Raw genomic sequence first — 26,446 nt, forward strand, 5'->3', positions numbered from 1 at the left:
AAGGTACAATCCTGCAAATCATACAACAATTCCGGATTTGCTGCGATAGGAGAAGGGGATTGTTGTATTATGTGCAGGATTCTATGCCGGTACAATGCCTGGGCCGCACGCAGAAATGGCGCCTGTCCCGGAAAGTCCGGGAAGGCGCCATGCTTTTGATATCAGAAACCGGGCTGCTCTCACGCCGCCTTCCGTTTATAGATGCGCATCGCAAACAGATAGGCCACTATCATGATCCCCAGGCACCAGGCCAGGGCAGTCCAGATATCACTCCCGGCGGGCTGGCCCGCCAGCAGGGAGCGGACGGCTTCCACTATTGAAGTTACCGGCTGGTTCTCGGCAAACATGCGGACAGCACGCGGCATCGTTTCAGTCGGCACAAACGCAGAGCTGATGAAGGGAAGAAAGATCAGCGGGTAGGAGAAGGCCCCTGCGCCGTCTACCGATTTGGCAGACAGGCCGGCAATCACCGCGATCCAGGTCAGGGCCAGGGTGAACAGCGCCAGGATACCGGCCACGGCAAGCCATGCCAATACTCCAGCCGGAGAGCGGAAGCCCATAAGGAGTCCAACAAGGATGATGACGGCAACCGAAATCGCATTGGACAGAAGTGAGGTCAGCACATGCCCCCATAGCGCCGCCGAACGGGCAATCGGCATCGAGTGGAACCGTTCGAAGATGCCGCTCTGCATATCCACAAACAGCCGGTAAGCTGTATAGGAGATCCCGCTCGCAATGGCGATCAGCAGGATGCCGGGCAGCAGGTAATTCACATAGTTATCGGTACCGGTCTGAATGGCTCCGCCGAGCACATACACGAACAGGAGCAGCATGGCGATCGGAGTGATGGTGACTGTGATGATGGTATCCAGGCTGCGGATAATATGGCGCATGGATCGTCCTAGCATGACGCCCATATCGCTGAAGAAGTGTCTCGCTGTCATTTCCATTTACTTTCCCTCCCTTTTAGCGGTGATGGCCAGGAATATCTCTTCTAATGAGGGCTGCTTCTCCACATACTCCACCTTGTCAGGCGGAAACAGCTTCTTCAGCTCGGAGAGGGTGCCGTGCGCGATAATCCGGCCTTCATGCAGGATAGCGATTTGGTTGGCAAGCTGTTCAGCTTCCTCCAGATACTGCGTGGTCAGGAATACCGTGGTGCCATGGGCAGCAAGCGCCTTGACGGTCTTCCACACCTCGCCCCGCCCTTCAGGGTCAAGGCCGGTCGTCGGTTCGTCGAGGAAGATAAGCTTAGGGTTCCCTACAAGGCTCATAGCAATATCGAGCCTCCGGCGCATCCCGCCTGAATAAGTTGCTACCTTGCGGCTTCCGGCCTCGGTCAGGCCGAATCGCCTTAATAATTCATCTGCGGCCTGAACCGGCTGGTCCAGGTGACGGAGTCTGGCGATCATGATCAGGTTCTCCCGCCCGGTCAATATCTCATCCACAGCAGCGAACTGTCCGGTCAGGCTGATCGACTGGCGTACATGGCCGGGCTGGGACGCGACATCCACTCCGTTTACAATAGCGGTACCTTCCTCCAGCTTAAGCAGCGTGGCGAGTGTTCTTACAATCGTCGTCTTGCCCGCGCCGTTTGCGCCGAGCAGAGCGAAGATATCACCCTGCTTGACTTCAAAATCAACGCCCTTTAGCACGGCTGTATTCTTGTAGGACTTTCGCAGACCCTTCACTTCAATGGCATTTCCCATCGTGCTACCCCCTTTCACTTGGTTTTATCCATAGCCTTTTTCATTGCCTTAGCCACTTCTTTGTCCACAGGCTCCTGATAGAGATCAGCGTAGGTTTTGGAATCTTTGATGAGATCGTCGCAGAAAGCGGCTACGTCACGGCCTGTGACTTCAAGCACTCCTTTTCCCAGGGCAGCGCCCTCTTCAAACAGCTCCACAATTCCGGAGAGCAGCTCCGTCCCCTCTGTGAGCTCCACCGGACCAACCTTGAAAAGATACTTTTGTAGCTCTTTGTAGACAATCTGGTAATCCTGCGGGAGTGCTTTGACCCGCGCAACATGCGCCCGCCACTCTTTTCTGCCCTCAATAATGTCCTGTATTCTCATGGTCTCCTCCTCCTATTTCCCTAATTTTCTGGCGATGGTATCGTTCAGCTCCCGGCGCCACTTGTCGCGGTAAGTCTTGGCCCCTTCTTCGCCGGCCAGTGCGGAGCAGAAGCCTTTGATATCATCACCCAGCACTTCCCTTGCACTCTGGCCGTCTGCCGCCGTTTCTTCCAGCAGGCCAAGCACCCCGTCAAGAATGGGCATCAGGTTACGGCCGGTGAGATCGGAGTGCGGCCAGAGCGCGTCTTTAATTTGTTTCCAGGCGGCCTGATAATCAGCCGGGAGCTTGGAGACCCGCAGCTCGAAGCTTTTGAATTCTTTGGTTATGTCGCTGCCGGTGATTTTTTCCCAAAAGTTCATTGTTTTCTCTCCTTTAACTCGTTCATTTTGGAGGATACGAACTCCCACTTGCCCCAGAACTTCTGCAGCTCCTCACGCCCCGCATCATTAAGCGCAAAGAACTTGCGCGGCGGGCCCATATCGGAGGGTTTCTTAGAGGTATCTACCAGCTTGCTCTTCTCAAGCCGGATCAGAATGGTGTACACCGTTCCCTCTACCACATCACTGAAGCCGAGGGCATTCAGCTGCCTTGTAATTTCGTAACCGTAGGTTTCCCGGCGGCTTATTATTTCAAGGACACAGCCTTCAAGCACGCCCTTCAGCATTTCCGTCAGATTATCCAGCACAATTCCTCCTCACTACTCTGTATGACTGGTATTCAGTATTACTTACTACCACTACATTGTAACACGTAGTAGTGTATTGTCAAGGGGGGCGCCGGATTAATGTTCTTCCCGGTACGCCCCTGGTGTGCTGCCTGTATATTTCTTGAATACTTTATTGAAGTAATGCTTATTCTCATACCCGACCCGGCGCCCGATCTCGCCCACTGGCAGATCACGGTGGGCACTAAGCAGCTTTTGCGCCTCTTTGATCCGGGTGGCATTCAGATAATTCACAAAGGTATCGCCGGTCACCTTCTTGAAGAGGTTGCTGATGTAGTTGGGATGAAGCTTCATCAGGTCGGCCAGATGATCGAGGGAAAGATCGTTCATATAATTCATCCGGGTATAGGCAAGAATCCGCTTGGCATGGGGAGGACAGTCCGTGCTGTCCATGGAAGGAAGATCCCGGTTCACTTGACTCAGCAGACGGGACACCTCCTCCTTGTCCACCGGCTTCAGCAGGTAGTCTACCACACCGTAACGGAGCGCCCGGCGGGCGTATTCGAAATCATCATATCCCGTAAGAATAATGAAGCGCTCACATAAACCGTTCTCCTTGGCCTCCTCCATCATTTCAAACCCGTTTTTCTCCGGCATATGCAGATCGGTGACCGTTACATCCGGCATATATTCCTTCATGATCCCAAGAGCCTCGAAGGCATCGCCGGCCTCCCGGATTTCGCTTCCGACCGGCGCGGCTGCGCCAATCACCTTGACCAGCCCTCCAAGGATGATCGGCTCATCGTCTACTATTAAGATTCGCATGATCGCTTGCCACCCCTTTCTCTATGATAATGGTCAAGCAGGTCCCCTTGCCTTCCTCACTCTCCAGAACCAGCCTTGAAGCCCCGCCATAGAACGATTTAATCCGCTCGCTGACATTATACAGCCCCACGCCTCCTTCCTCCTCTTCCTGAGGCTTGACCTCATCTCCCCGGGATAACCGGTCATGGATCTGCTGCAGCCGGTCTTCAGGAATCCCTATGCCGCTGTCCGATACACTGATCCTGATCTCGTCCTCCGTCTCGGCAGCCTGAATCCGGATATGCACAGGCCGGAGTGTCACGGAGGCTCCGTGGATGATGCTATTCTCGACCAGCGGCTGAAGGATGAACCTTGGACAGCTCATCTGCTCGGCAGCCACAGCGATATCGACCTCATAGGTCAGTCTCTTTTGCAGCCGCATTTTATGAATATTGAGGTAGAAGACCACCGTCTCGATCTCTTGGGAGAGGACCGTATGATCCTCTTGGGCGGACAGGCTGTACCGCATCAGCTTGCCGAACCAGTACGAGATTTCAGCCACTTCCTTGTCATTGTTGGATTCCGCCAGCATCCGGATGGTCTCCAGCGTATTATAGAGGAAATGCGGTTTGATCTGGGCCTGAAGGACTTTGTAGGCGGCTTCCTTATTGCGCAGCTCCGCCCGGTGGACATTGTTGATCAGCTCATCCATACGCAGGAGCATGGAATTATACGTTTCAGTCAGGAAACTGATCTCATCCTTACGGCCCGGCTTATCTTCCTTGCTGATGGACTGCTTCAGGTTATCATCATTCAAGTTACGCATATGCCGGGCCAGCCGGAGTACGCGCTTGGTAATCGTCGAGGCCAGGGTGTAATACGCAAAAGACAATAACGCCAGCAGAACGGCGAAGGTGGTAATCATCACGATCTCCTGGCTTCGGATCGAACGGAATACCTCAGATACCTTGCCGATCACGGCAACCCGGACACCCAGCTCCTGAATGAACAGCTGGTTGACGATAACCTCACGGTTGATGAAATACGTCTGCGACTCTCCCGATACCATTCTTGCCCAGGTTGAAGGAGCCACCGCCGAGAGGATGCCTTCCCTCTCCGGCAGCTCCCCCTCCGGCGGCAGAAGCAGCGCGGTCCAATCCCCTCCGCCCGTCGCCCGGTAGAATTTGCGGATCAGCTCACTGCCGACCCGCAGCTCCAGCAGTCCGACGATCTCGGTGAAGTCATGATTATATATATTTTGATAGAACACCAGCGGAGGAGCTTCCAGCTTGGAGTCGGGGAGTATCCATTTGCCCTGTCCCGGCCGCAGCATACGGGTAGCCTCCGCACCCTGTTCATCCAGCGCCGATAGTTCGAGCAGCCGGTCAGTAATGGGCAGCACGCCCTGCTTGGTGATATAGATTCTGAACGTGTCGATCTCCGGACTGATATTAAGCGATTGCAGAATCACCGGATTGATATAACGGTTATAGGCATATATGCTCTCTGAGTCTGTCTCATAGCTGCCGTCCAGATAGTCAGTGACATACGGGTTGTACTGGAGCATCCGCTGGGTGGAATCGATCCGGGCCAGATCCGCCTTCATATTGGAATAGGCCTGCTCCAGTATCTTCTGACGGCTCTCCACAAACTGTCTGCTTACACTATCATAGAGCTTGCTGTAATAATAATAGCCGAAGGTAACGACCGGTATAAAAATCAGCAGGATATATCCTAATATCATTTTGCGTACAATGCTCACGGCAGCCTGTCCCCCCGGTGCCCGATTTCTTTTTTTCTTATCCTACCATGAATGTGTAAAACCCGGTAGAGACAGGTCTCTACCGGTAGGAAGCCGCTTACTTGAATAAGTCCTTTTTCTTCTGATACGTAGCATTTGCCCAATCCGTCAGCTTTTGCAGGCCTATATTCTCTGCATTCTTCAGCATATTCTCATAGGCTGCCACTGCCGCCTCCTCCGATTCTGCCAGATAGATCTTGACCTTCTCATTCTTGACCATCTCGTCAATCTTCGTCTTGATGGTCTTCTCCTGTGAATCCGGCTGGGTCTGGATCAGGCCGATCTCCGGCTTATAGACTCTGACGGACTTCAGATCCATCAAAGCCTGCGTCTTCTGCAGCTCAGGAACGTATGACAACATGCCTTCGGTCACCCCGTCATTGTAGAGGTACCACCATTTAATTCCGTTACTGTTAATGAAATCGGCATCGGACGGATTATATTTGAAGTCGGGGTGACCCTCTTCATTCCAGGTCCAGTGTACCCCTTCGACTCCGAACATCGTCAGCTTCTTGCCCTCGTCGCTGGCCAGATACTGGATGAATTTGATGGAGGCCTCCGGGTCCTTATTCTTCTTGGTGATGAAGGTTCCGGAGAAGCCGAGTCCGGAGCTGACTACCTTGGCATCCTTCGACAATACGCTTGGGAGCATCTTGAAGGAGAAGTTCCCCTGATTGCTCTTGATCTTGATGTTATCGGTATCTGCGGTAGATACGGTATGGCTATGGGCGAAGGCTTTGCCGCCCGTAGCATATTGATCATCAATCTGGTCGTTGGCCAGTGCGAAATTCTCAGCCAGGATATAGCCATTACGGTACAGGCTATTCATGAACTTGAAGAAGTCCAGCATCTTGGGCTGTCTGATCGCATATTCCACCTTGCCGTCCTTTTCATACCAGCCGTCGAGCAGGGTCTCCGTACCGAACTGGGCCAGGAAATACTGTTCGATCCAGTCCTTGTCCATGATCAGCGGGACCATCTCAGGATATTTCTCCTTGACCATGCCCAGCACCTTGACGAAATCATCCAGGGTCTTGATCGGCGGATTCCCCAGCTCCTTCAGAATATCCTCCCGTACCGCGATGCCCGGGTTGCCGTCGCTGCCTAACGAATATTTACTATTCTTCATCTCCTCCTGGGTCGCAAAGGAATTCCGCACGGTATAGAACTTGCCGTCATCCATGGTATGGATGGCAATCCGGGTCTTGTCAATCTTGAAATCCGGCGCATATTTCTCAATCAGCTCATTCCAGGAATAGGACAGCTTCGAGTCGGATAACCGGTCTATATTGGAAGAGGTGAACACCAGGTCCGGCAGGTCACCGGAGGCAATCATCAGCGGAAGCTGCTTATCATCGGTAGCGACCGTAACCTTGAGCTTCACTCCCGTCTTCTCGGTAATCATGTGGGCGACCGGGCCCTTCCATTCCGTAACCGGGTACCACGACGCATCAATGAACAGGCTTAATTCCTTTACTTCCGCAGGTTTGGCCGGAGAATTCCCGCCTGCTGCGGCGTCCGGACTGGCGGACGGAGTGACCTGGGCGGCATTTCCTCCGCTGCCGCAGGCGGATAATACGGCAATTGAGAGTGCGGCTGCAACCATTTTGAAGCTTCTGCTTTTGTTCAAGCTAATCCCTCCATGATTGTATTAATAATGGTCTAACCTTTTACCGACCCCAGCATGATGCCATGTACGAAATACTTCTGCAGGAACGGGTACACACAGATAATGGGAACAATGGACACCACCATTGAAGTGACCTGTAAGGAGAAGCTGGTGACACCCGCCGAGACACTATTGGCTACCGCCAGCGAATCCATCGGAGAGTTGCTCTTGTTGATGACCTCCATCATGCGGAAGGCCAGCGTACGCAGCTCCTCGGACTGGACGAAATAAGCCGAATCCAGCCAGGAATTCCATTGCCCGACCCCCATGAACAAGGCCATGGTCGCCAGCACCGGCGTTGAGACCGGCAGGATGATGCGGAAGAATATCGTAAGCTCACCGGCACCGTCTATATGCGCAGACTCTTTTAGCTCAGCAGGAATCTCGCGGAAGAACGAGATCGCAATGAGCAGGAAGAACGTACTGAGCATGGACGGGACAATGTACACCGCAAAGGAATTCAGCAAGCCTAGTGAACGCAGGACTACATAATAAGGGATCAGTCCGCCGGAGAAGTACATGGCGAATACGATCACTGTGAAATAGACCTTGCTGAATAACAGATCACGATGGGACAGGCCGTAAGCAACGATGCTGGTGAGCAGCAATCCGAGCAAGGTGCCGGAAACCGTCCGCAGTACGGAGACCAGGAACGCCTTCACCCACTTGGGATCATCCATGAACACCCGGTAATTCTCCAGGGTAAAGTTCCGCGGCCACAGATACACACCGCCCAGCAGCGAGTCCGAGCCTTTATTGAAGGAAGCAATTAACACATAATAGAACGGATACAGCATCGTGAGCATAATAATGAACAATACCACATAGATCACGCTGTCAAAAACAAAATCCTTCTGCCGCTGACTCTTCAGCACAGCCTTTCCTCCTCTCTCTAAAATAGACTCGAGCCTGACACCCGTTTGGCAATATAGTTACTGGAGAATATCAGCGCTACCGAAATCACCGATTGTATTAAATCTATCGCCGCTGCATAGGAGAACCGCCCGTCGCTTAACCCCACCCTGAATGCGTAGGTCTGGACAATCTCAGAGGTTGGATTATTGATACTGTTGCCGAGCAGGTAGGCCTGCTCGAAGTTGGAGCCCACCAGTCCGCCGCCGAGAATACTTCCGATGGTCAGTACCAGTACAACAACGATGGTTCCCTTCATCCCCGGCAGGGTGATATAACGGATACGCGCCAGCCTTCCGGCACCGTCAATCTCCGCAGCCTCATAGAGGGAAGGACTGATTCCCGATATCGCCGCCAGAAAAATAATCGTCCACCAGCCCATCTCCTTCCACACCGCACTCCCTACCGCCAGCCCCCAAAAGTAATTCGGACTGGTCAGGAAGGCCAGCGGCTCATCCGTGAAGCCCATCGCCATCAGCGCCTTATTGACCACACCGACATCGGCGGACAGGAAGGCATAGGATACACCAACCACGACTACCCAGGAGATAAAATGCGGCAGATAGCTGATCGTCTGCACCAACCGCTTGAAGGCCATGTGCTTCACTTCATTCAGCATAATCGCCAGCAGAATCGGCGCCGGGAAGGCGAAGATGACCTTCAGCAGACTAAGGACCAGCGTGTTGCGGACCAGCTTGCCGAATTGATAGTCATGCACGAATTCATCGAAATACCTCAGCCCGACCCAATCGCTGGTGAAGATCCCTTTGATCCCGCCGGAGATGCTGTAATCCTTGAAGGCCATCAGAATACCAAACATTGGCGTATACGCGAAGATCAGCAGATAGATCATGCCCAGCCCGACGAACAAATGCAGGATCTTCTGTTTTTTGAAACGCTTCCATAAAGATGACTGCCGGCTTCCGCCGGTTCCGGGACTCCTAACCTGTGTTTGCAATTCCATATTCGCTCCTCCCTCGTACCTTCAGTTTACCTTCAAGCCCGGGGACGGCGTAAGCCAACATTCTTAAGAAAGCGTTGTCATTTTTACATGCGGTTACGGAAAAGATACGGTTGTCGATTTGAATTGCGGTACCTATTCAAGCGATCTATCTTTATTCCTCAGATTGCTATACCCTAGTAGTATCATACTGTTAAAGGATACGGGTGCTGACTATGAACGCTAAGGAATACGGGCTCAGCGAGGGACCGCTGGTGAAGGGGAACGGGTATAAACCGCCCAATCTGCACAGATGGGGACCGGGTGTACGTGATGTCTATGCTCTGCATTATATCGTAAGCGGCAGGGGGTATCTGGAGACAAACCAGGCGGTTTATCCTCTGGGGGCCGGAGACAGCTTCATTATTTTTCCGCAGACGGAGGTGTATTATTATCCTGATCCGCAGGACCCGTGGGCGTATTGCTGGATTGAATGTGGCGGTGCGGAGGCCTTGCGGTTACTGGACATGATTCATATTTCACCGGGTCACCCCGTTGCAGCGGCTGCTCCGCAGGACCTTAAGCCCCTGTTCGACAGAGTCGAGGCGAATGCACTGGAGCCGTATGAACGGGAACGGTCGGATGCCGGACTTCGTCTGCTGCTAAGCTATTATATGGAGTATTATCCGAGCGGACAGGCTTCCCTCAAGAAGGACTATGTAGGTTCAGCCAAGGCATATGTGGAGAGGAACTACTGGAAATCTGGCTTGTCGGTTCTGGATGTTGTAGATGATGTCAAAATCGAGCGCAGCTACTTGTTCCGGCTGTTCAAGAAAGAGACGGGCACCTCCATCTCAGGCTATCTCACCGCCTTTCGGATTCGGCGGGCCTGCGAGCTGCTGGGCGAGTCCCGGTTATCGGTGAAATCCTTGGCTTATTCGGTCGGCTACCACGACCCGCTGTATTTCTCCAAGATCTTCAAGAAGGTTACTTCTTACACGCCGTCACAGTACAGAAAGGTGTATAGGGAGGGGAATGTACCCCTTCCTCCGGCGGATAGGGGTGGGGGGCGAGATTGACGGATGCCTTGGTGGGCGCGGGAATAACTTACCTGTGCGGGTGAGCGATGTTGGTGCGGGTGCTAGGTTTTTCGCTTACATTTGGCTCGCGCGCCTCCGCACTGCCCACCTCACAAAAAAAGGCTGCTCCCGGCGCGCCTTACCACGCATGGGGAGCAGCCTTGTTCACACTTTGGCAAAAGTCCTTATGCTGAAGGCCTGCTTCAGCTTACTCAGCCGGAACGGATTCCAGCACTGGTTGGAGATCCAGTTGAAGCTGTGGCTCGGCCACACTGTCCGGCTGGATCACACTATCCGTGATATCCTGAGCGTCGGTCGATTCCATAAGAGCGGATGATCCGCCCAGGTATTGCTTCAGCCATTTCATCGCAGGGCGCTCTGTGCCGTTGGAATTCACCAGATGGGTGTTCGCTGCCCAGGTCTGATTCTGGATGTAACCCCAGAGGGTTACGCCTTTGACCGAAGGATGGTTCCAGAGAACAGGGAATTTCGCTTGGTATCTGGCAAGCTGTGTGTTGTCGTCGCCGGTGATGTCCAGCTCAGAGACATAGATTGGCAGACCAGTCGCCGCCAGCTTGTTCAGCACCGTATTCATAGTATTCACACTGACATTATCCATATTGAAGTGATGGCACTGAATGCCGATGCCGTCGATCAGTCCTCTGGACTTCAGGTGATTGATAATGGTCACATACTTATCCGTCAAGCTGGGGTCACCGATAATGCCATATTCATTGATGAGCAGCTTGGAATTCGGGAACGCCGCTCGTGCTTGCTGGAAGGACCAGATGACCCAATCCCAGCCGGTGCTTCCGTCACCGCCGATGGCATTGCGGTACGAAGGCTTGGCATGCAGCGGTTCATTGACGACATCCACGAAGGCCGACTTTGCGGAATAACGCTGGCCTGCCTGAGTAATGAATGAGCTGATCTCCGCCTTCTGCTCCGCTGCCGATAAGCCGGCAACCCAGTTAGGCTCCTGGCTTCCCCACACTAGGGTATGGAACTTGAACGGGATGTTCTTGCTAATCGCATAGTTATAGATCATATCCGCATTGCCCCAGTTCATCTGGTTGCGGTTGCCTTCAATCGATCCCCATTTGGTGCCGTTCTCAGGGGTGACCTGATTCCAATAGGTGGTGAAGTTGCCGGGAGCACTGCCGGCAATGATATTCCCCAGGAACTTCGATCCATTGGTAATTGCTGCGCTGGCATTGCCTGCCATGACAGAGGTGAGCAGGACACTGGCTAAAGCCAGCCCGCCTACAAGCTTTTTGATGCTGTTCTTCAATTGAATACATCTCCTTTGGATTATTAGATTCAAATGCAGCTATTCCACACGTAAATAATCAAAATCCACATAACCGCCCGCAGCCTTCGTTGCATAATTGAACAGTGCAAACCGGTAACCCATGAAGTGAGGCAGCGTATAAGACATCTGCAGCGTATTACCTACCGACGTCCAGTTGTTTCCGTCCAGACTATAGGAGAAGTACGCTTTATCGGTCTGGTTGGTGAAATCACAGACTACCTTCAGATAGACTCTGTTCTGGCTGAGCGGCACATTTGCCACTTCAGTCATGGACCCGGACCCGGCATTGACCATCACAATGGACTTGGAATTGCCGAATTTTTTGACGCCGACGAAGCTGTATTTGGCCTGGAATGCAGCGAGACCGGCGTAATCCCCGTCCTTCATCCCGCCCGTCTCCAGGGCTGTCACGCCTGTGCTCTTCGGTCCGAACGTCCGCTGGGTCAGCGTGTTCCGGGCATCCAGAATACTTGTGCTTACCTTACCAGTGGTCAGCCTCATGAAGCCGGGACGCTGTGTCAGGGACCACTTGGTGTTGTCGGGATTGTGGTTCCACTGCCATACCTTGGCCAGCCCCCCTCCTGACGAAGCTGTGCCTGCGAACGACACATCGTCCACATAAAAGTTCATCAGGTCGTTGGCGGCATCCGGCGCAGCATTGTAAGGGGTTTCAACAAAAATGAAGCTCTGGGACAGATCGGCACCGGCAGGAAGTGTATAGGTTCCCTGAATGGTGCCCCACTCTCCCCGGGTCAGGGTGGCAGACCCCAGAATCGTAATACCGGTATAGCTTGGCCCGTTCTGGATATCCAGGTTAAAGGACTTGGTAGCCGGGCCTGTGGTGTATTTAACCTTGGCCGAGAACGTATAGACTGTGCCTGCGCTCACCTTCCCGGTGAGATCCTGCTTCAGTCCTGCGCCCGTCTGCTGTCTTCCGCTGACCAGCATGCTGCTCGAACCGCTATAACGTTCCGCAGAAGTAACGGCCACCGCTGCCGTATTATTATTCATCCACGGGCTGATGCCTGCCTCTTCGAAGCCGCCGTTCACAATAAGCTCCGCAGAAGCGGAAGCCGCTGAGAACTCATCGGATGCGTACACCTTCATCACGGGATGGCCTTCAGCGGGCATATTCAGTGTCCGCGGCGCTTTGCCTCCGCTTCCGAACACCGGCCAGTTGCCGGACCAGGATACCGGAACCAGATATGGCATCCGTCCAACCGCTCCGCTGTCCCTGAAGAGCATGGCATACCAGGAGCCGGATGGCGTGTCCACGATCCCGCCCTGGGCAATGCCTGAATCGTTAAGGGACACCTGGCCGGTATAGCCACCGGTTAAGCTGGTGGAGCGGTAGGTCAATTGTGTGCGTCCGCTTCCCGAAGGCCAGCAGATCAGAAAGACATAATAATAGCCGTTGATCTTCTGGATATGCGCACCTTCCGCCTTCACAATGAAGCTTGAACCGGCAATATTGCTGGAGCCGGGGATAATAACCTGATTAATCCCTCCTGACTTGATGGCTTTGGCGTCCGCCGTCAGCTCAATCAGGCTGATGTTATCGACACCGTATACCAGGAAGACCCGGCCGTTATCGAACAGCAGCGAAGCGTCATGATAATAGCTGCCGAGGACAGATGAGGTCCATGGACCATTTTCAATATCCGCCGTCTGATAGATATAGGTTCTGCCGGTAGAATTGGACCCGAAGGACACATAGTAGATACCGTTATGGTATCTGAGGCTGCTGGCCCAGGAGCCCTTGCCGTACTCACTCTGGCCGTTATTCAGATTCTGAGCATCCCCGTTAGCATATGTGTCGTAGACGTAGTTCACAATCTCCCAGTTCACCAGATCATAGGACTTCATGATGGGAACGCCGGGGGTCATGTGCATGGTGGTGCTGGTCATGTAATACACATTGCCTACCCTGATTACATCATTGTCCGGAGCATCGGCATAGATGAACGGATTAGTAAAAGTCGAAGCGGCTACCGCTGAAGGATTGAATAGCAGGCCGATGAGCAACGGAATTGCCAATAAATACAGCCCGGCTTTTGTCAGCATAGTACCTGGCCTCCTGCCTGCTTGTACGGTCATTGGCTCCATTCAATATAGTCCACAAGGACATCCCAGGTTCCATTGTCCGTGGTTACGACCAGCTTGACCTCCTGATTGCCGGTGCCATGCGCCACATTGGACAACGTCTGTACGGAAGGTGTGGTCCCGCTGAAATTGAAGGAGCCAACGTTCACACCGCCGATTAGCAGATCCACTTTGGCCGTAGCTGAATTGCTGGAAGCCCCCCGGACGGAGAAGTTATGCGTGCCGTAGGCATAATACTGATTGAACGCAGCCGCGTCATCATTTCCGTAAAGCACCACTCCGTTAAAAGGGGAAGTGATCTTGCCCGCATAGGTCCCGCTGAGCGTCATGTCCTCCGCTTCCACCTTGCTCACCGGAGGAGGGGTCGTGCCGCCATCGCCACCCGTTGAGAACTGCCAGTAATCCAGATTGAACAGGTTGCCGGAGCCTGATCCGGTGAATACCAGATAGAGTCTGTGAACGCCTGTCGCATTGGTGACAGTGGTCGTTACCTCCTGCCAGGCTTGCGCTCCTCCTGTAGAAGGGACATTAAGCGTACCCACTAGCGGTCCGGTTGCGCTGTCGAGCCGGAGTTCGATTTTGCCGCCTGTGGTGGTAGAAGCTACGTTAGCCTTGAAGCTGGCAGCACCGGAACCGAAATCGGCATTCCCGACGGCAACCCAGTCTCCATTGTTAATGTTGGTAACATTCATGTTGCTTACAGGACCGCCCGCAGCCTGAGTACGTTCCGTGGCAATGCCCGCATTCCAGCCGATAGTCTCGGCTTCGACTCTGGTGAACGGATTCAGATTGGCCGTCTGGGCAATGCCCGCCAAATTTCCCTGAACCTCTTGAATCGTTCCGTTCGCATTATGGACCAGCTTGTTGATATGCGGAGAGCGGTAGCCTTTGCCGTCCCCGAGTACAGCCTTCGCCACGGTCTGGGCGTGATACACTACATACCACTGATTATTGAAGTTAAATACCGCATGGTGGTTGTTGCCGCCTACACCGAAGAAGGTATAAGGATTCTTCAGAAAATGTCCGGTATACGTAAACGGTCCCATCGGACTATTGCTGACCATATACCCGATTTCACCTGCCGGATAGGCAGCCGGGTGTGTGCCGGAGAAATTGAAGCAATACGAGTAATAATATTTGCCGCCGTATTTGTGAATCCCCGAATCCTCGAACATATACGGAGCGTCAATTGTGGATGCGCTTCCAACAATACTCGTCATATCCGCACCCAGCCTCAGCACACGGGCTGTCCGGGGATTAGCAATAGACGCCGGGTCGGAAGTATTGGGGATTCCCCCTCCGGCATACAGGTATCCGCTGCCGTCATCGTCCACCAGCACAGCCGGGTCGAACAACCAGGTTACGCCGGACATTCCCGGTGTGCCGCCTGTCACCAGCGCTTTGCCCAGCGGGTCCGACCAGGGACCAATCGGTGAGTTAGCCGTTAATACCCCGATCCCGGAAGCCCCATTGGCAAAGTACAGGAAGAATTTATCCTGTCCGTTGATTTTTTTGACTGCGGCCGAAGGCGCCCAGGAGAGAGAGGCCCACTTAGCAATACCGGCGCTGCCGTTCACATTATTGGCTCCAGCCACCGGGATTGCGCCGTGATCCGTCCAGTTCACCATATCCGCCGAGGAGATCACGTTGATTTTGTTAAGCGCGCTGAAATCATTGTCCTTCACGGTTCCGTTGCTGTTGTAGACGTAGGCATCGCTCGACATATAGATATAGACTCTTCCGTTGTACGTCAGTGCGAAGGGATCGGCACCCAGCTTGTGATCCATCAGCGGATTGGAATTCCCCGGCTGTTTGGCCGTGGCATTATTAGCCGCATGTGCAGACAGCATAGGCAGACAGCCCAGCAGCAGAACAAAGGTCATGGCAAGCACAGAGATCTTTTTGAACATCGACATTCTCCTCTATTCCAAATTTGTAAACCCTTTCAATCGGATGCGTTACTTATGCCGTTAACTCTCAAACCTCCCCTCCTATTGTATTCTTTGAATGAATCTACTAATATTTGTTATTCGAGTTCATCTTAATATACTTAGCACCCATGAACAATGTAGATTTTTGTTTGAAAAGTTGAAATTTTTTTGTTTTTTGCTCGAAATCAGCACTGGGCGGAGACGGATGGGGGAGGATGATGGGAGGAGGTGCAGAAGTGCTCTTCATTCCAGGGGATGGTACAAAAAAAGTCCGGTGCTAAAGCGCCGGACAAGATCCCTTAATCTAATATTTGCGGTTATCAATCTCCATAGCGGCCAGCTCTTGGGTATAGATATCCTCCGGCGTCACCATCCGCTTGGGCAGGGTCCGGCCTGCCAGGATCTCCTTCACAGCCTGCATCAGCAGCGGCCCGAGCAGCGGATTACATTCCACCACCGCATTGATGCTGCCCGCAACCATCTGTTCGAACGCCCGCCGCGTACCGTCCACCGACACTATAATAATATCTTCGCCCGGCACCAGACCCGCCTCCTTAATGGCCTCCACCGCACCGATGGCCATATCGTCATTGTGGGAATAGAGGACCCGGGGCCACTGCTCCTTCGGCTGCTGCAAAAAAGTCTTCATCACCGCATGACCGCCGCTTCGGGTGAAATCCGCCGGGGCGGTCATAGTAATCCGCAGGTTCGGCTTGTCCCCGATCAGCTTGCGGAACCCGCGTCCACGGTCGATGGAGGGCGTGGAGCCAACGGTTCCCTGCAATTCAGCAATGCGGATCACTTCACTGTGATGGCGCATCTTATCCACCACATACTTAGCCGCCTTCACCCCTTCTTCATAGAAGTCGGAACCGATAAAGGTAACGTAGAGTGAACTGTCCTGTACATTAACGGAGCGGTCCAGAATAATCACAGGAATCCCGGCCTGCTTGATCTCCAGGAGAATCGGCTCCCAGCCGGTCTGCACCACCGGGGCAATCGCTATAACATCGACATTGCTGCGGATAAAAGAGCGGATAGCATCGAACTGCTGCTGCTGATCCTGCTCGGCATTCTTCAGCAGCAGCGTAATCCCCGCCTCCCCGGCGGCTTCCCGGATCGAAGCGGTATTGGCCTCCCGCCAGGTGCTCTCCGACCCAAGCTGGGAGAACCCCAGCACCACCTGCTGGACTGCGGCAATGTCTGCGGAAGGCAGCAAGCCGGGCTTGGCCGCAGGAGAAGTGTGCGGCTTCGGCAACGCCTGCTGCCCGCCGGGGTCTCCGCTGCCGGAGCAGCCGCCCAGCAGCGGCAGGAAGAAGAGTAGCAGGATCAGGCACCATTTTACCGTTCGCAAGCGGAATCCCTCCTTCATATGATAGCGATTACAATTATATAGCAAAAAAATGGAGAGACAAGTATAATCTGTCTCCCCGTTCCTATGATTTATTCTTTCACTGTCAGTCGCCTGGAGCTTAACACCCGCTGCAGCAGGATGAAGATGAACAGCAGCAGGCCGATGACAATTTTGGTCCACCAGGAGCTGAGCGTGCCCTCGAAGCTGATAATGGTCTGAATCACACCTTGGATAAGGACGCCGAAGAAGGTGCCCAGTACATAACCGACCCCTCCGGTCAGCAGTGTGCCGCCTATGACGACAGCCGCGATGGTATCCAGCTCGAAGCCGACAGCATGAAGCCCATACCCAGACAGCATATAAAAGGTGAAGACCACACCCGCAAGCGCCGAGCAAAATCCGCTAAGCGTATAGACCAGCACCTTGGTTCTTGCCACCGGCAGCCCCATCAGCAGCGACGATTGTTCATTGCCTCCCAGTGCGTATACATTGCGCCCGAACCGGGTATAGTGGGCGGTGAAGATGGCGGCGGCTACGGCCAGCAAAGCGATAACGGCACTGATGGAGAGAAAGCTGCCTCCCGGCAGCGGGATTCTCGTCTGGGCCATCGCCGTATAGAAGGAATGGTCGATGGTAATGGTATCAATGCTGATGACATAGCATAAGCCCCGGGCCAGGAACATTCCGGCCAGGGTGACAATGAACGGCTGGATGGCGAAATAATGAATCATCGCGCCCATGAGCGTGCCGAACACGGCACCCATCAGGAGCACCAGCGGAATGACCACGGCGGGCGGCCAGCCCTGCTGCTGCACCAGACCCGCGGAGACCATGGTTGATAAGGCAATGACCGAGCCGACCGACAGATCAATCCCGCCTGACAGGATGACAAAGGACATGCCTACCGCCGTAATCAGCAGAAAAGCATTGTCGATCAGCAGATTCATCAGCACCTGAAGCGAGAAGAATCCGGTATACCGGAAGGAGCCGGCGGTGAACATGACTATGAACAACAGAATCGTGACCACAATCGGAATATACTTACGGTTAAGAGACATGACGGCCCATCTCCTTCTCTGCGGGATAATGCCGCGACTTCCAGCGGGCGGCAATAGCGGCCCGGAAGGCATCCGACTGGATCAGGCAGACGGCCAGCACGACAAAGGCTTTGACGACCAGTGTAATTTCCGGCGGTACACCGATCATGTAGATGGTAGTGGTCAGCGTCTGGATGATCAGCGCCCCGATCACGGTACCGGTCAGATAGAAGCGGCCGCCGTTCAGCGACGTTCCTCCGATGACTACAGCCAGAATAGCATCCAGCTCATACCAGAGACCGGCATTATTGCCATCGGCGCTGGAGACATTCGAGCTGAGCAGCAGCCCGGCGATGCCGGCGCACACGCCGCAGAATACATAGACCGACAGGATGACCCAGTGGGCGCGGATACCGGACATGGAGCTGGCTGCCGGATTGCAGCCCACCGATTCAATGAACAGGCCGAGCGCGGTTCGCCGGGTAAGCAGCAAGGCGATCATCAGAACCAGCGCTACGACGAAGATTGAAAAAGGCAGCGCGGCAAGTGAACCGGACCCGATATAGGCATAGTTGCTGCTGGTTACCGTAATAATCTGTCCGCCGGTAATCAGCTGGGCAATCCCCCGTCCCGCAACCATCAGAATCAGCGTGGCGATAATCGGCTGAATCCCGGCCCCGGAGACCAGCAGCCCGTTCCAGGCTCCCAGCACAAGCGACAGCAATACAGCCAGCAGCACGGAGCCAAGAATCAGACCCATGCTGTTCTGATCGGCTCCACTGCTGATTCTCAGACAGGCAATCGCTCCTGAGATCGCTACAATGGAACCCACAGACAGGTCAATCCCCTTGGTAGCCACTACCAGCGTCATCCCGATAGCCACCAGGATAAGCGGTGCCCCGAAGTTAAGAATATCAATCAGACTTCCGTACAAGTGTCCGTCATGGATGGTAATGGAGAAGAAATCCGGCGAATAACACAGGTTGAACAGCAGCAGTGCAGCCAGCACACACAGCGGCCAGAATAAATGATGTTTCATGAATGGGCTCATGATTGTTCAGCCTCCCGCAATGGCCTGCATAATCTGCTGCTGGCTCATATCCTTCTCCGAAATTTCCTTCACCTTGCGGCGGTCGCGCAGGATGGCGATCCGGTCGCTGACCCGCAGCACTTCCTCCAGCTCCGAGGAGATGAACAGGAACGACATGCCCTGCCGGGAGAGCGTCAGCACCAGCTTCTGAATCTCTGCCTTCGCCCCAATGTCGATCCCCCGTGTCGGCTCATCCAGGATGAATAGCTGAGGCTCCGTCAGCAGCCAGCGTGCCAGCAGCACCTTCTGCTGATTGCCGCCGCTCAAATTCTTGATGAGCTGGTCCGGGCTTGGCGGGTTGATATTCAGCATACGGATATATTCCCCGGCCAGCTCCTCCTGCCGCTTGCGCGAGATCGTCCTGAACATCCCGTCTTTGGCCTGGAGCGCCAGAATAATGTTCTCTCTGACTGTCAGATCGCCAATAATCCCCTCTGTCTTGCGGTTCTCCGAGCAGAAGGCAATCCGCCGTCCAATGGCTTCCCGGGGCGAATGGACCCCGCCGCCGGATGCCGGCAGCGTCACTTGTCCGAAGTCCGGCTTGTCGGCACCGAAGAACAGCCGGGCCGCCTCCGTCCGCCCTGAACCCAGCAGCCCCGCCAGCCCGACGACCTCTCCCTTGCGGATCGACAGATCGAACGGCTCGATTCCGCCTTTGCGGCCCAGCCCTTCGGCTCTGATCAGTTCATCACCCAAGCTGTGCTGATCCTCTGCCGCCAGAACCGGCAGCTCCTCCAGCAGATGAAGCTCTTTGCCGATCATTTTGAGTACCAGATCCAGACGGCTTAACTCCTTCGCCATGTATTCACCGACCAGCTCACCGCCCCGCAGTATCGTTACCCGGTCGGAGATTTCATACATCTGGTCCAGAAAATGCGTGACGAACAGGATCGACAGCCCCTCCTGCTGGAGCTTCCTCATAATGCGGAACAGCTGATCCACCTCATTCTGATCCAGACTTGAGGTCGGTTCATCCAGAATCAGCACCTTGGCCGATATATTCAGCGCCCTGGCAATGGCGACCAGCTGCTGAACCGCTACAGAGTAACTATGCAGCGGAAGGGTGACGTCAATATGCAGATTCATCCGTTCCGTAAGCAGCTCCGCGGCCCGCAGGTTCATCTCCTTCCACTGTATACATCCGAACCGCCGCGGCTCTCTTCCAATGAAGATATTCTCCGCCACGCTCAGATTGGGGCACAGATTCACCTCCTGATACACGGTGCTGATCCCCGCAGCCTGCGAATCCTGCGGGCTGTGTATGGAGACCGGCGTACCGTCCATCTCCACGAGTCCTTCATCAATGGAATAGACGCCGGTCAACACTTTGATCAGTGTGGACTTGCCGGCGCCATTCTCTCCCATCAGGGCATGAACCTCGCCAGGATACAGGCGGAGCTTCACATCCGTCAACGCTTTCACACCCGGAAACCGTTTATGAATCCCGGTCATTTGCAGTATGGGCATCTGTGTGCTCATGGTTGCATCCACTCCTTATCTCCATAGACAACTACTCCGGCGGCTGTAACACCACCAGAGCAGCTATGCTATAAGCTTGCTGATTAATACTGGCGGCTAGGCAAAGCTTCCTTGGCCTGCTCGGAAGTGAACGTTGATTCCTCAGTCACGATCCGCGCTTCTACCGGCTTGCCGTCTACCACATCCTGTACCACCTGCATCAGCTGAGGTCCAAGCAGCGGATTGCACTCGACGATGAAGTTGATTTTGCCTTCACTGGCCGCCTGCATTCCGTCCTTCACCGCATCGACAGAGATAATCTTGATATCCTCGCCCGGCTTCAGACCCGCTGCTTCAATCGCCTGAATCGCCCCCAGCGCCATATCGTCGTTATGGGCGTACAGCACATCAATATCCTTATTCGCCTTCAGGAATGCCTGCATCACTTCCTTGCCTTTGGCCCGGGTGAAGTCACCGGTCTGGGAAGCAATGACCTTGAGATGCGGATTGCCCTTGATCACTTCGGCGAAGCCTGACATCCGGTCATTGGCCGGAGCAGAGCCTGTAGTTCCCTGCAGCTCCACAATGTTAACGTCCTCCGACGCGTCTTTGTACTGCTCGGACAGCCACTCGCCCGCTTTGCGGCCTTCCTCCACGAAATCGGAGCCCAGGAAGGTGACATACAGCGAGGTGTCCTTCGAATCCACGGCACGGTCCGTCAGAACGACCGGGATGCCTGCAGCCTTCGCTTCTTTCAGTACCGTATCCCACCCCGATTCCACCACCGGAGAGAAGGAGATCACATCAACCTTTTGCTGGATAAAAGAACGGAGTGCCTTGATCTGATTCTCCTGCTTCTGCTGCGCATCCGAGAATTTCAGCGTGTAGCCTGCTTCCTTGGCTGAATCCTGAATGGACTTCGTATTCGCGCTGCGCCAGCCGCTCTCGGCACCTACCTGCGAGAATCCCAGCGTAATCTCCTTGGCCTCCGTCTTGGTTCCGCCATTCGCCGCTGGTGCTTTCGTAGCCGCCGTGTTCCCGCCATTACTGTTGCCGCATGCTCCAAGCATGGCCATGGACAGGGTGAGTGCAAGCACAGCCCCCATTTTTCCGAACGTTTTCATACGTAGTTTTTCCTCCCCCTTGGTGATCACCTTGTGTTCCGGTGTTGTGCCCATTATAGAACGCTAAGGAAATGGCATTATACGGGCAGCCTTTCGCGTTTGCTTTCTAATTTTGGGTTTATCGCCCCGGGCGGATTGTTTTGGTGTAATTTTTTATTCAAAAGGTGCGGATTTTGTTTGCGCTTTCTTTTTTGTTTCGACATTCCAGTATTTGTTATAAACTAGAGATTGAAACGACCTCTACTCTATCTATGAAAGGGAACACCCGATGATGCGGATCACACGCTGGATCTCCTCCAGTCTTAGAGCCAAACTGCTGGCTTTGTTCATAGTGCTGTCCACGATACCGCTGATTGCTGTCGGCCTCATTTCATACCAGAAATCCTATCAGTCCATCTCCACTCACAGCAAAGCTTCAAGCATGCTTCAGGCCGATATGCTGGGCACGAACATGGATAACCTGTTCAAGGATACCGAACGGCTGCTGGAGCTTAGCAATAACCCGCAGGTGATTCACTTTCTTTTCTCACAGTCGGAAACCTATCAGGAGGCCAAGGAGATCCTGCAGACCTTCACTCTCTACCGGGACACTTATAAATACGAGAATGTACTGAATATCAGCCTGATTAACCTGTACGGCAAAGGCATCAGCGAGCGCCGGGGCATCTTCCAATCGGGCAGCAATCCGCTGCGTAATCCGCATTTCCAGACCCTGTCGCAGAATCCCGGGCTGATTCTCCGGATTCCCCCGCCGCTCATTATCGGGACTGACCGGGTGGACGGGTTCACCTACGGGAATCAGGGCGTCATCTCAATCATGACGGCGGTCAAGCAGCGGATTACCCATGAAGTAATCGGATTTATCATTGTGGATCTGAGCGATTCCTTCATTAAAGAGTTCTGCGACAAGGTGACCATAGGCACCACCGGATTCTTCTACCTGCTGGACGAGCAGCACAATCCCATCTATGTGCCGCCCGTCCAGGCAAGCGATCTGGCTCTGGTTCAGGATACCGAAATACCCGAGCAGGAACGGAAGGGGAGCGGCAGCTTCGTGCTTCAGACCACCGGCCCGCCCCGGTTCATCGTCCACACTTCCTCCCTGTCGACAGGCTGGACGATTATCGGCATAGCCCCGCTGCAGGAGATCGTTGCCGAGGCTAACCGGATCAGGCAGCTGATTATCATCAGCGTAGGGTTAAGCATTATTTTTGCGATTACGCTCCATTATCTGCTGACCCGGCGGCTAACCCGGCCGATCCAGCTGCTGCAGCACAAGATGCGCCTGACCGCAAGTGGCTATCTGGAAGCCAAAGTGAAGCCGGACGGCAACGATGAGATTGCCGATCTCGGAATCAGCTTCAATATCATGGTCGAGCAGATCAAGGAGCTGCTGGAGCAGAGTATCCGCAAGCAGCAGCAGCTGCAGAAGGCGGAGCTGCGGACGCTGCAGGCGCAGATTAACCCGCATTTTCTGTACAACACCCTCGATTCGATTGTATGGATGGCGGAAGCGGGCAATCACGACGGCGTGATCCGGCTGGTGAAAGCGTTATCCGGATTCTTCCGGCTTAGTCTGAACAAAGGGCGCGACTGGATACAGATCCGCTCCGAGCTTGCCCATGTGCAGAGCTACCTGATCATCCAGCAGATGCGCTACCATGACATTCTGGAGTTCAAGGTTGAGGTGGCTGAGGAGCTGCAGGAGTATCCGATTCTGAATATGACGCTGCAGCCGCTCGTAGAGAATGCCCTGTATCACGGAATCAAGAACAAAAGAGGCAAAGGGCTTATCCGCATCGGCGGCTATACGGATGCCAATGCCATTATGCTCACGGTATCGGACAACGGGATTGGCATTCCCGGGGAACGGCTGGCGTTCCTGAGGGAATCTATCGAGCGTCCCATCCAGTCAGAGGATACAGACGACACCAGCCAGGGCGGATTCGGCCTGCAAAATGTGCATCAGCGGCTTCAGCTGTATTTTGGCGCTCAATATGGCATCCGCCTGGACAGCTCGGAAGGCTATGGTACTCAGATTACGGTTCGCATACCCAAGAACAGGGGGATCTAAGGGATGAAGAAGATTATGCTGGTAGATGATGAGATCCTGATCCGGGAGAATATCCGGGAATGCGTGGATTGGGAGAAGGAAGGTTTCCTCTATTGCGGAGACGCCCCCGACGGGGAGCTGGCGCTCCCCATTATCGAAGAGCAGCTTCCCGATATTCTGATTACAGATATCAAGATGCCTTTCATGAACGGGCTGGAATTAACCTCGGTCGTCCGCCAAAAATTCCCGCAGATCAAAATCATCATTCTGAGCGGCCACGATGACTTCCAGTATGCCCAGAAGGCGCTGCGGCTTGGCGTGGAGGATTATTGCCTGAAGCCGTTCAGCTCTGCCGATCTGCTGCAGCTGCTACGCAGTGTCAGCACCAGAATTGACGAAGAACTGCGCATCAGACACAAGTATGCCTATACGCCCGAGAATCTGTTCGCGGATCTGTGCGGGGGCCTGATTCATACTGCTGCGGCGATCGAGGCGGCGGCACAGCTTGATCTGCTGTTAACGGCTCCTTACTATGCAACCGCTATCTTCACTCTGAATCCTCAGGAGCATGAGGAACCCGAATCCACGGAACCTCCCCATCCTCCGCAGAATTCAGAGGAGCTGTTAGCGGGCTTGCTGAAGGAGGTAGCCGATAGCTTCATCTACAAGCGCAGCCGCACTGAGACAATTCTGATCTACAAAGGCAGCGATCCGGCCCAAATGAACAGTATCCTGGATGAGCTATGCGCGAGTGCAAAGCAGCGGCTGAGAGCCGCCTGCGGCCTGGAGCTGTCGGTCAGCCGGGGCAAGGTCTGCGAGCGTCTTCAGGGCATTCATCTCTCCTATCTGGAAGCTGAGAATGACCGGATGTTCAAAAGAATGGCAAGGGTGCATTCCGCAGCTATGCTGGATGCTTATTTTGACCCGTCTGCCCAGGGTATTCTGCTCGACCGGAGCCGGATGATCCAGTTCCTGAAGCTGGGGGATCACACGCAGATGCCCGAATTTCTGCTTGAGCTCTCCGCTGCGCTGGAAGGGATGAACTGGGATTCGGGGTACGCCTGCTATCTGATGAACGACATCACGCTGGAGCTGGTGCAGACGGCCAAGAATGGGTTCCGTGCAGCAGCCAACCACGCGGAGATCCTCAAAGAATTGCAGACCCGGCTGAAGCCCATTTCCAGTACAGACGAAGGCCTGCAATATTTGAAACGGTTATACGAGCGGTTATGGGAGTGGCGGTCCGAAGGGGCGGACAAACACCGGGAGCTGATTGACAAAGTGAAGCAGTATATCCGTGAGCAATATGACAAAGAGCAGCTCTCCCTGAACGATATCTCCAAAGTGGTCCGGGTCAGTCCCAGCCATCTAAGCAAAACCTTCAGCCAGGCTACCGGACAGACGATCACGGAATTCCTGACCGCCACACGAATGGACAGAGCCAAAGAGCTGCTGAAATCAACGGGACACAAAACGTTTGAGATTGCCTATCTGGTCGGCTACAACGATCAGCATTACTTCTCTAATCTGTTCAAAAAAGTAACGGGGATGACGCCTATGGAATTCCGCAAGCAGGGGAATTCGGAGGATCAGCTGCAAGCCATCCGCAGAGGGGCGGAGAAGATGTGACGGTATCCAGGGTTCGGGAGCGGATGATCTTCCTCCTGCTGCTGGCGGCAGGCTTGATGCTTAGCGGCTGCTTCCAATCCTCCGGAGCTGCGGACTCCGCTCAACGGGCAGCCGGAGATTCCCCGTCAAGTCCGGGCGGGGAACCCGCTCTGACCTTCGGCATCATCTACCCTATGGTGAATGCCACTTACGAGATGATCACCGCCAAAGCGGAAGCTGCCGCGAGCAAGCATAACGTATCACTGCTGGTTCAAGCGCCCGATGAGGCCAATCTGGAGCAGCAGATCCGGATTATGGAGATGATGATCAAGCGGGGTGTAGACGGAATAGCTATTGCTCCGGTGGATTCACAGGCGCTCGCCGGTGTGATTAACAAAGCAGTGTCCCAGGGGATTCCCGTGGTGTGCTTCGAGTCGGATTCACCCGGCAGCAAGCGAGAAGCTTATATCGGGGCTGATAATAGAGCAACCGGCGCAGTGATTGGACAGACTGTAGAACGTCTGCTGGACGGCAAAGGAATGATTCTGGTGGAGTCCGGGATGTCCCGTATGCAGAGTACCCGGGAACGCCTGCTTGGTCTGCAGGCATATTTGACTCAGCATACGGAGATTGATGTACTGGACATCCGCCACAATGACGGCAGCGAGGAGCTCGCTGCCTTGCAGCTGGAGCAGATGATCTCGGACCATCCCCATTTCAGCGCGCTGGTCAACCTGGATTTCGTCTCCAGTTCAAGCTCTGTCCTGGTCTGGAAGGCCAAGGGGCTGAAGCGGTACAACATCGCCCTGGGCCTCACCCCGGCCTTGAAGCAGGCGGTGGATAACGGACAGATTACCCGGGTCATTTCACAGAACGAGCAGAACTGGGGCGAGGATATCATCAACGCCCTGCTGTTAAGAGCCCAGGGCCTGGATGCAGCGGAATGGATCAACACGGAAATTACGATTATCGGGGAATAGGCCTGTTTGTTAAGGAGTTCATACAGTTGATGCAGTGTGTGACGCCTGTGTAGGTTATTTAGGTTACGTTGATTGTGTAGCTTACGTAGCTTAGATAGACTACGTAACTTAGGTAACTTACGTAACTTTTAGGTTACTAATCCTGCTCTTAGAGTACTTTTAAAGTACCCCCTCATGAAACCGCTTTCGGCGAATTCAGGTGCACTTTTACTCCTCCTTCCCGCCTGCCGCCCACTTTGGGCGTATTGAGGTGCACTTTTGCTCCTCCTTCCCGCCTGCCAGCCCGCTTTGGCGGATTGGGGTGCACTTTTGCTCCTCCTTCCTGCCTGTCGGATGGCGTAAAATAAGTTGTGTACCAGTATTTGGAGCCTAGTCAGGCAACAAAAAAGTAGGGTATCCTCAGGATTGCGAAACCACTAAGGAGGAACCCTACCAATGCCTATTTTACCCGA

General features: G+C 54.1%; 22 protein-coding genes. 4 read left to right on the forward strand and 18 right to left on the reverse strand.

The features are described from left to right. Positions 1 to 179: 179 nt before the first annotated feature. The 10 genes from HQN87_RS28260 to HQN87_RS28305 all read right to left on the reverse strand — a co-directional run bounded on the left by HQN87_RS28260 (position 180) and on the right by HQN87_RS28305 (position 8,889). Positions 180 to 950, reverse strand: coding sequence for an ABC transporter permease (locus HQN87_RS28260; protein ID WP_173140107.1), 771 nt, complete (start codon positions 948 to 950; stop codon positions 180 to 182). Beyond that, positions 951 to 1,709 carry an ABC transporter ATP-binding protein gene (locus tag HQN87_RS28265; protein WP_173140109.1) on the reverse strand — a complete coding sequence of 253 codons (759 nt, stop codon included), beginning with the start codon at positions 1,707 to 1,709 and terminating at the stop codon, positions 951 to 953. Positions 1,710 to 1,723: 14 nt separating this feature from the next. Beyond that, a complete protein-coding gene (locus tag HQN87_RS28270) occupies positions 1,724 to 2,074 on the reverse strand; it encodes a DUF1048 domain-containing protein (RefSeq protein ID WP_173140111.1) in 351 nt (116 codons plus the stop codon). Positions 2,075 to 2,086: 12 nt separating this feature from the next. Then, a complete protein-coding gene (locus HQN87_RS28275; protein WP_173140113.1) occupies positions 2,087 to 2,434 on the reverse strand; it encodes a DUF1048 domain-containing protein in 348 nt (115 codons plus the stop codon). Beyond that, entirely contained in the window at positions 2,431 to 2,739 is a 309-nt protein-coding gene (locus HQN87_RS28280) for a PadR family transcriptional regulator (RefSeq protein WP_281425115.1), read from the reverse strand. The genes HQN87_RS28275 and HQN87_RS28280 overlap by 4 nt, the downstream gene beginning before the upstream one ends. Before the next feature lie 117 nt (positions 2,740 to 2,856). Further along, entirely contained in the window at positions 2,857 to 3,564 is a 708-nt protein-coding gene (locus HQN87_RS28285) for a response regulator transcription factor (RefSeq protein ID WP_173140117.1), read from the reverse strand. Beyond that, positions 3,539 to 5,305: a sensor histidine kinase gene (locus tag HQN87_RS28290; protein WP_173140119.1), complete on the reverse strand. Its 1,767-nt coding sequence runs from the start codon at positions 5,303 to 5,305 to the stop codon at positions 3,539 to 3,541. The genes HQN87_RS28285 and HQN87_RS28290 overlap by 26 nt, the downstream gene beginning before the upstream one ends. A 97-nt stretch (positions 5,306 to 5,402) precedes the next feature. Next, positions 5,403 to 6,974: an extracellular solute-binding protein gene (locus HQN87_RS28295; protein ID WP_254075704.1), complete on the reverse strand. Its 1,572-nt coding sequence runs from the start codon at positions 6,972 to 6,974 to the stop codon at positions 5,403 to 5,405. A 32-nt stretch (positions 6,975 to 7,006) separates the two neighbouring features. Next, positions 7,007 to 7,888, reverse strand: a complete 882-nt coding sequence (locus HQN87_RS28300) for a carbohydrate ABC transporter permease (RefSeq protein WP_173140121.1) — start codon at positions 7,886 to 7,888, stop codon at positions 7,007 to 7,009. Positions 7,889 to 7,905: 17 nt separating this feature from the next. Continuing rightward, positions 7,906 to 8,889 (reverse strand): ABC transporter permease, encoded by a 984-nt coding sequence (locus tag HQN87_RS28305; protein WP_173140123.1) that lies wholly within the window; start codon positions 8,887 to 8,889, stop codon positions 7,906 to 7,908. Between the two features lie 212 nt (positions 8,890 to 9,101). Here HQN87_RS28305 and HQN87_RS28310 point away from each other — a divergent pair, with 212 nt between their 5' ends. Continuing rightward, the gene (locus HQN87_RS28310) at positions 9,102 to 9,944 is read left to right on the forward strand and encodes a helix-turn-helix domain-containing protein (protein ID WP_173140125.1); all 843 of its coding nucleotides are present in this window, start codon (positions 9,102 to 9,104) and stop codon (positions 9,942 to 9,944) included. 208 nt (positions 9,945 to 10,152) lie between these two features. Here the strand turns inward: HQN87_RS28310 and HQN87_RS28315 are convergent, their stop codons facing one another. From HQN87_RS28315 to HQN87_RS28350, 8 genes are all read right to left on the reverse strand, one after another. Beyond that, the gene (locus HQN87_RS28315) at positions 10,153 to 11,235 is read right to left on the reverse strand and encodes an endo-1,4-beta-xylanase (protein WP_254075705.1); all 1,083 of its coding nucleotides are present in this window, start codon (positions 11,233 to 11,235) and stop codon (positions 10,153 to 10,155) included. A 39-nt stretch (positions 11,236 to 11,274) separates the two neighbouring features. Continuing rightward, the gene (locus HQN87_RS28320) at positions 11,275 to 13,320 is read right to left on the reverse strand and encodes a beta-xylosidase family glycoside hydrolase (RefSeq protein WP_173140127.1); all 2,046 of its coding nucleotides are present in this window, start codon (positions 13,318 to 13,320) and stop codon (positions 11,275 to 11,277) included. Between the two features lie 29 nt (positions 13,321 to 13,349). After that, positions 13,350 to 15,269, reverse strand: a complete 1,920-nt coding sequence (locus HQN87_RS28325) for a carbohydrate-binding protein (protein WP_173140129.1) — start codon at positions 15,267 to 15,269, stop codon at positions 13,350 to 13,352. Between the two features lie 325 nt (positions 15,270 to 15,594). After that, positions 15,595 to 16,644 (reverse strand): ABC transporter substrate-binding protein, encoded by a 1,050-nt coding sequence (locus HQN87_RS28330; protein WP_254075706.1) that lies wholly within the window; start codon positions 16,642 to 16,644, stop codon positions 15,595 to 15,597. Positions 16,645 to 16,733: 89 nt separating this feature from the next. Continuing rightward, positions 16,734 to 17,702: a galactofuranose ABC transporter, permease protein YjfF gene (gene yjfF / locus HQN87_RS28335; RefSeq protein ID WP_173140133.1), complete on the reverse strand. Its 969-nt coding sequence runs from the start codon at positions 17,700 to 17,702 to the stop codon at positions 16,734 to 16,736. Next, positions 17,692 to 18,720 (reverse strand): ABC transporter permease, encoded by a 1,029-nt coding sequence (locus tag HQN87_RS28340; RefSeq protein ID WP_173140155.1) that lies wholly within the window; start codon positions 18,718 to 18,720, stop codon positions 17,692 to 17,694. Before HQN87_RS28340 ends, yjfF begins: the two co-directional genes overlap by 11 nt. A gap of 18 nt (positions 18,721 to 18,738) precedes the next feature. Next, complete coding sequence (locus HQN87_RS28345) at positions 18,739 to 20,250, reverse strand: sugar ABC transporter ATP-binding protein (protein WP_173140135.1); 1,512 nt, start codon at positions 20,248 to 20,250, stop codon at positions 18,739 to 18,741. 83 nt (positions 20,251 to 20,333) lie between these two features. Further along, a complete protein-coding gene (locus HQN87_RS28350; RefSeq protein ID WP_173140137.1) occupies positions 20,334 to 21,353 on the reverse strand; it encodes an ABC transporter substrate-binding protein in 1,020 nt (339 codons plus the stop codon). Between the two features lie 268 nt (positions 21,354 to 21,621). Between HQN87_RS28350 and HQN87_RS28355 the strand changes: the two genes are divergently transcribed. Genes HQN87_RS28355 through HQN87_RS28365 form a run of 3 tightly spaced genes read left to right on the forward strand, consistent with a single transcriptional unit; the run spans position 21,622 to position 25,994 of the window. Next, positions 21,622 to 23,427 carry a cache domain-containing sensor histidine kinase gene (locus HQN87_RS28355; RefSeq protein WP_254075707.1) on the forward strand — a complete coding sequence of 602 codons (1,806 nt, stop codon included), beginning with the start codon at positions 21,622 to 21,624 and terminating at the stop codon, positions 23,425 to 23,427. A gap of 3 nt (positions 23,428 to 23,430) precedes the next feature. Beyond that, positions 23,431 to 25,035, forward strand: a complete 1,605-nt coding sequence (locus HQN87_RS28360; RefSeq protein ID WP_173140139.1) for a response regulator — start codon at positions 23,431 to 23,433, stop codon at positions 25,033 to 25,035. Beyond that, positions 25,032 to 25,994 carry a sugar ABC transporter substrate-binding protein gene (locus tag HQN87_RS28365; protein ID WP_367272832.1) on the forward strand — a complete coding sequence of 321 codons (963 nt, stop codon included), beginning with the start codon at positions 25,032 to 25,034 and terminating at the stop codon, positions 25,992 to 25,994. The genes HQN87_RS28360 and HQN87_RS28365 overlap by 4 nt, the downstream gene beginning before the upstream one ends. Positions 25,995 to 26,446 lie beyond the last annotated feature (452 nt).

The sequence above is a fragment of the Paenibacillus tritici genome (genome assembly GCF_013204885.1).
GTDB classification, from domain to species: Bacteria; Bacillota; Bacilli; order Paenibacillales; family Paenibacillaceae; genus Paenibacillus_AQ; species Paenibacillus_AQ tritici.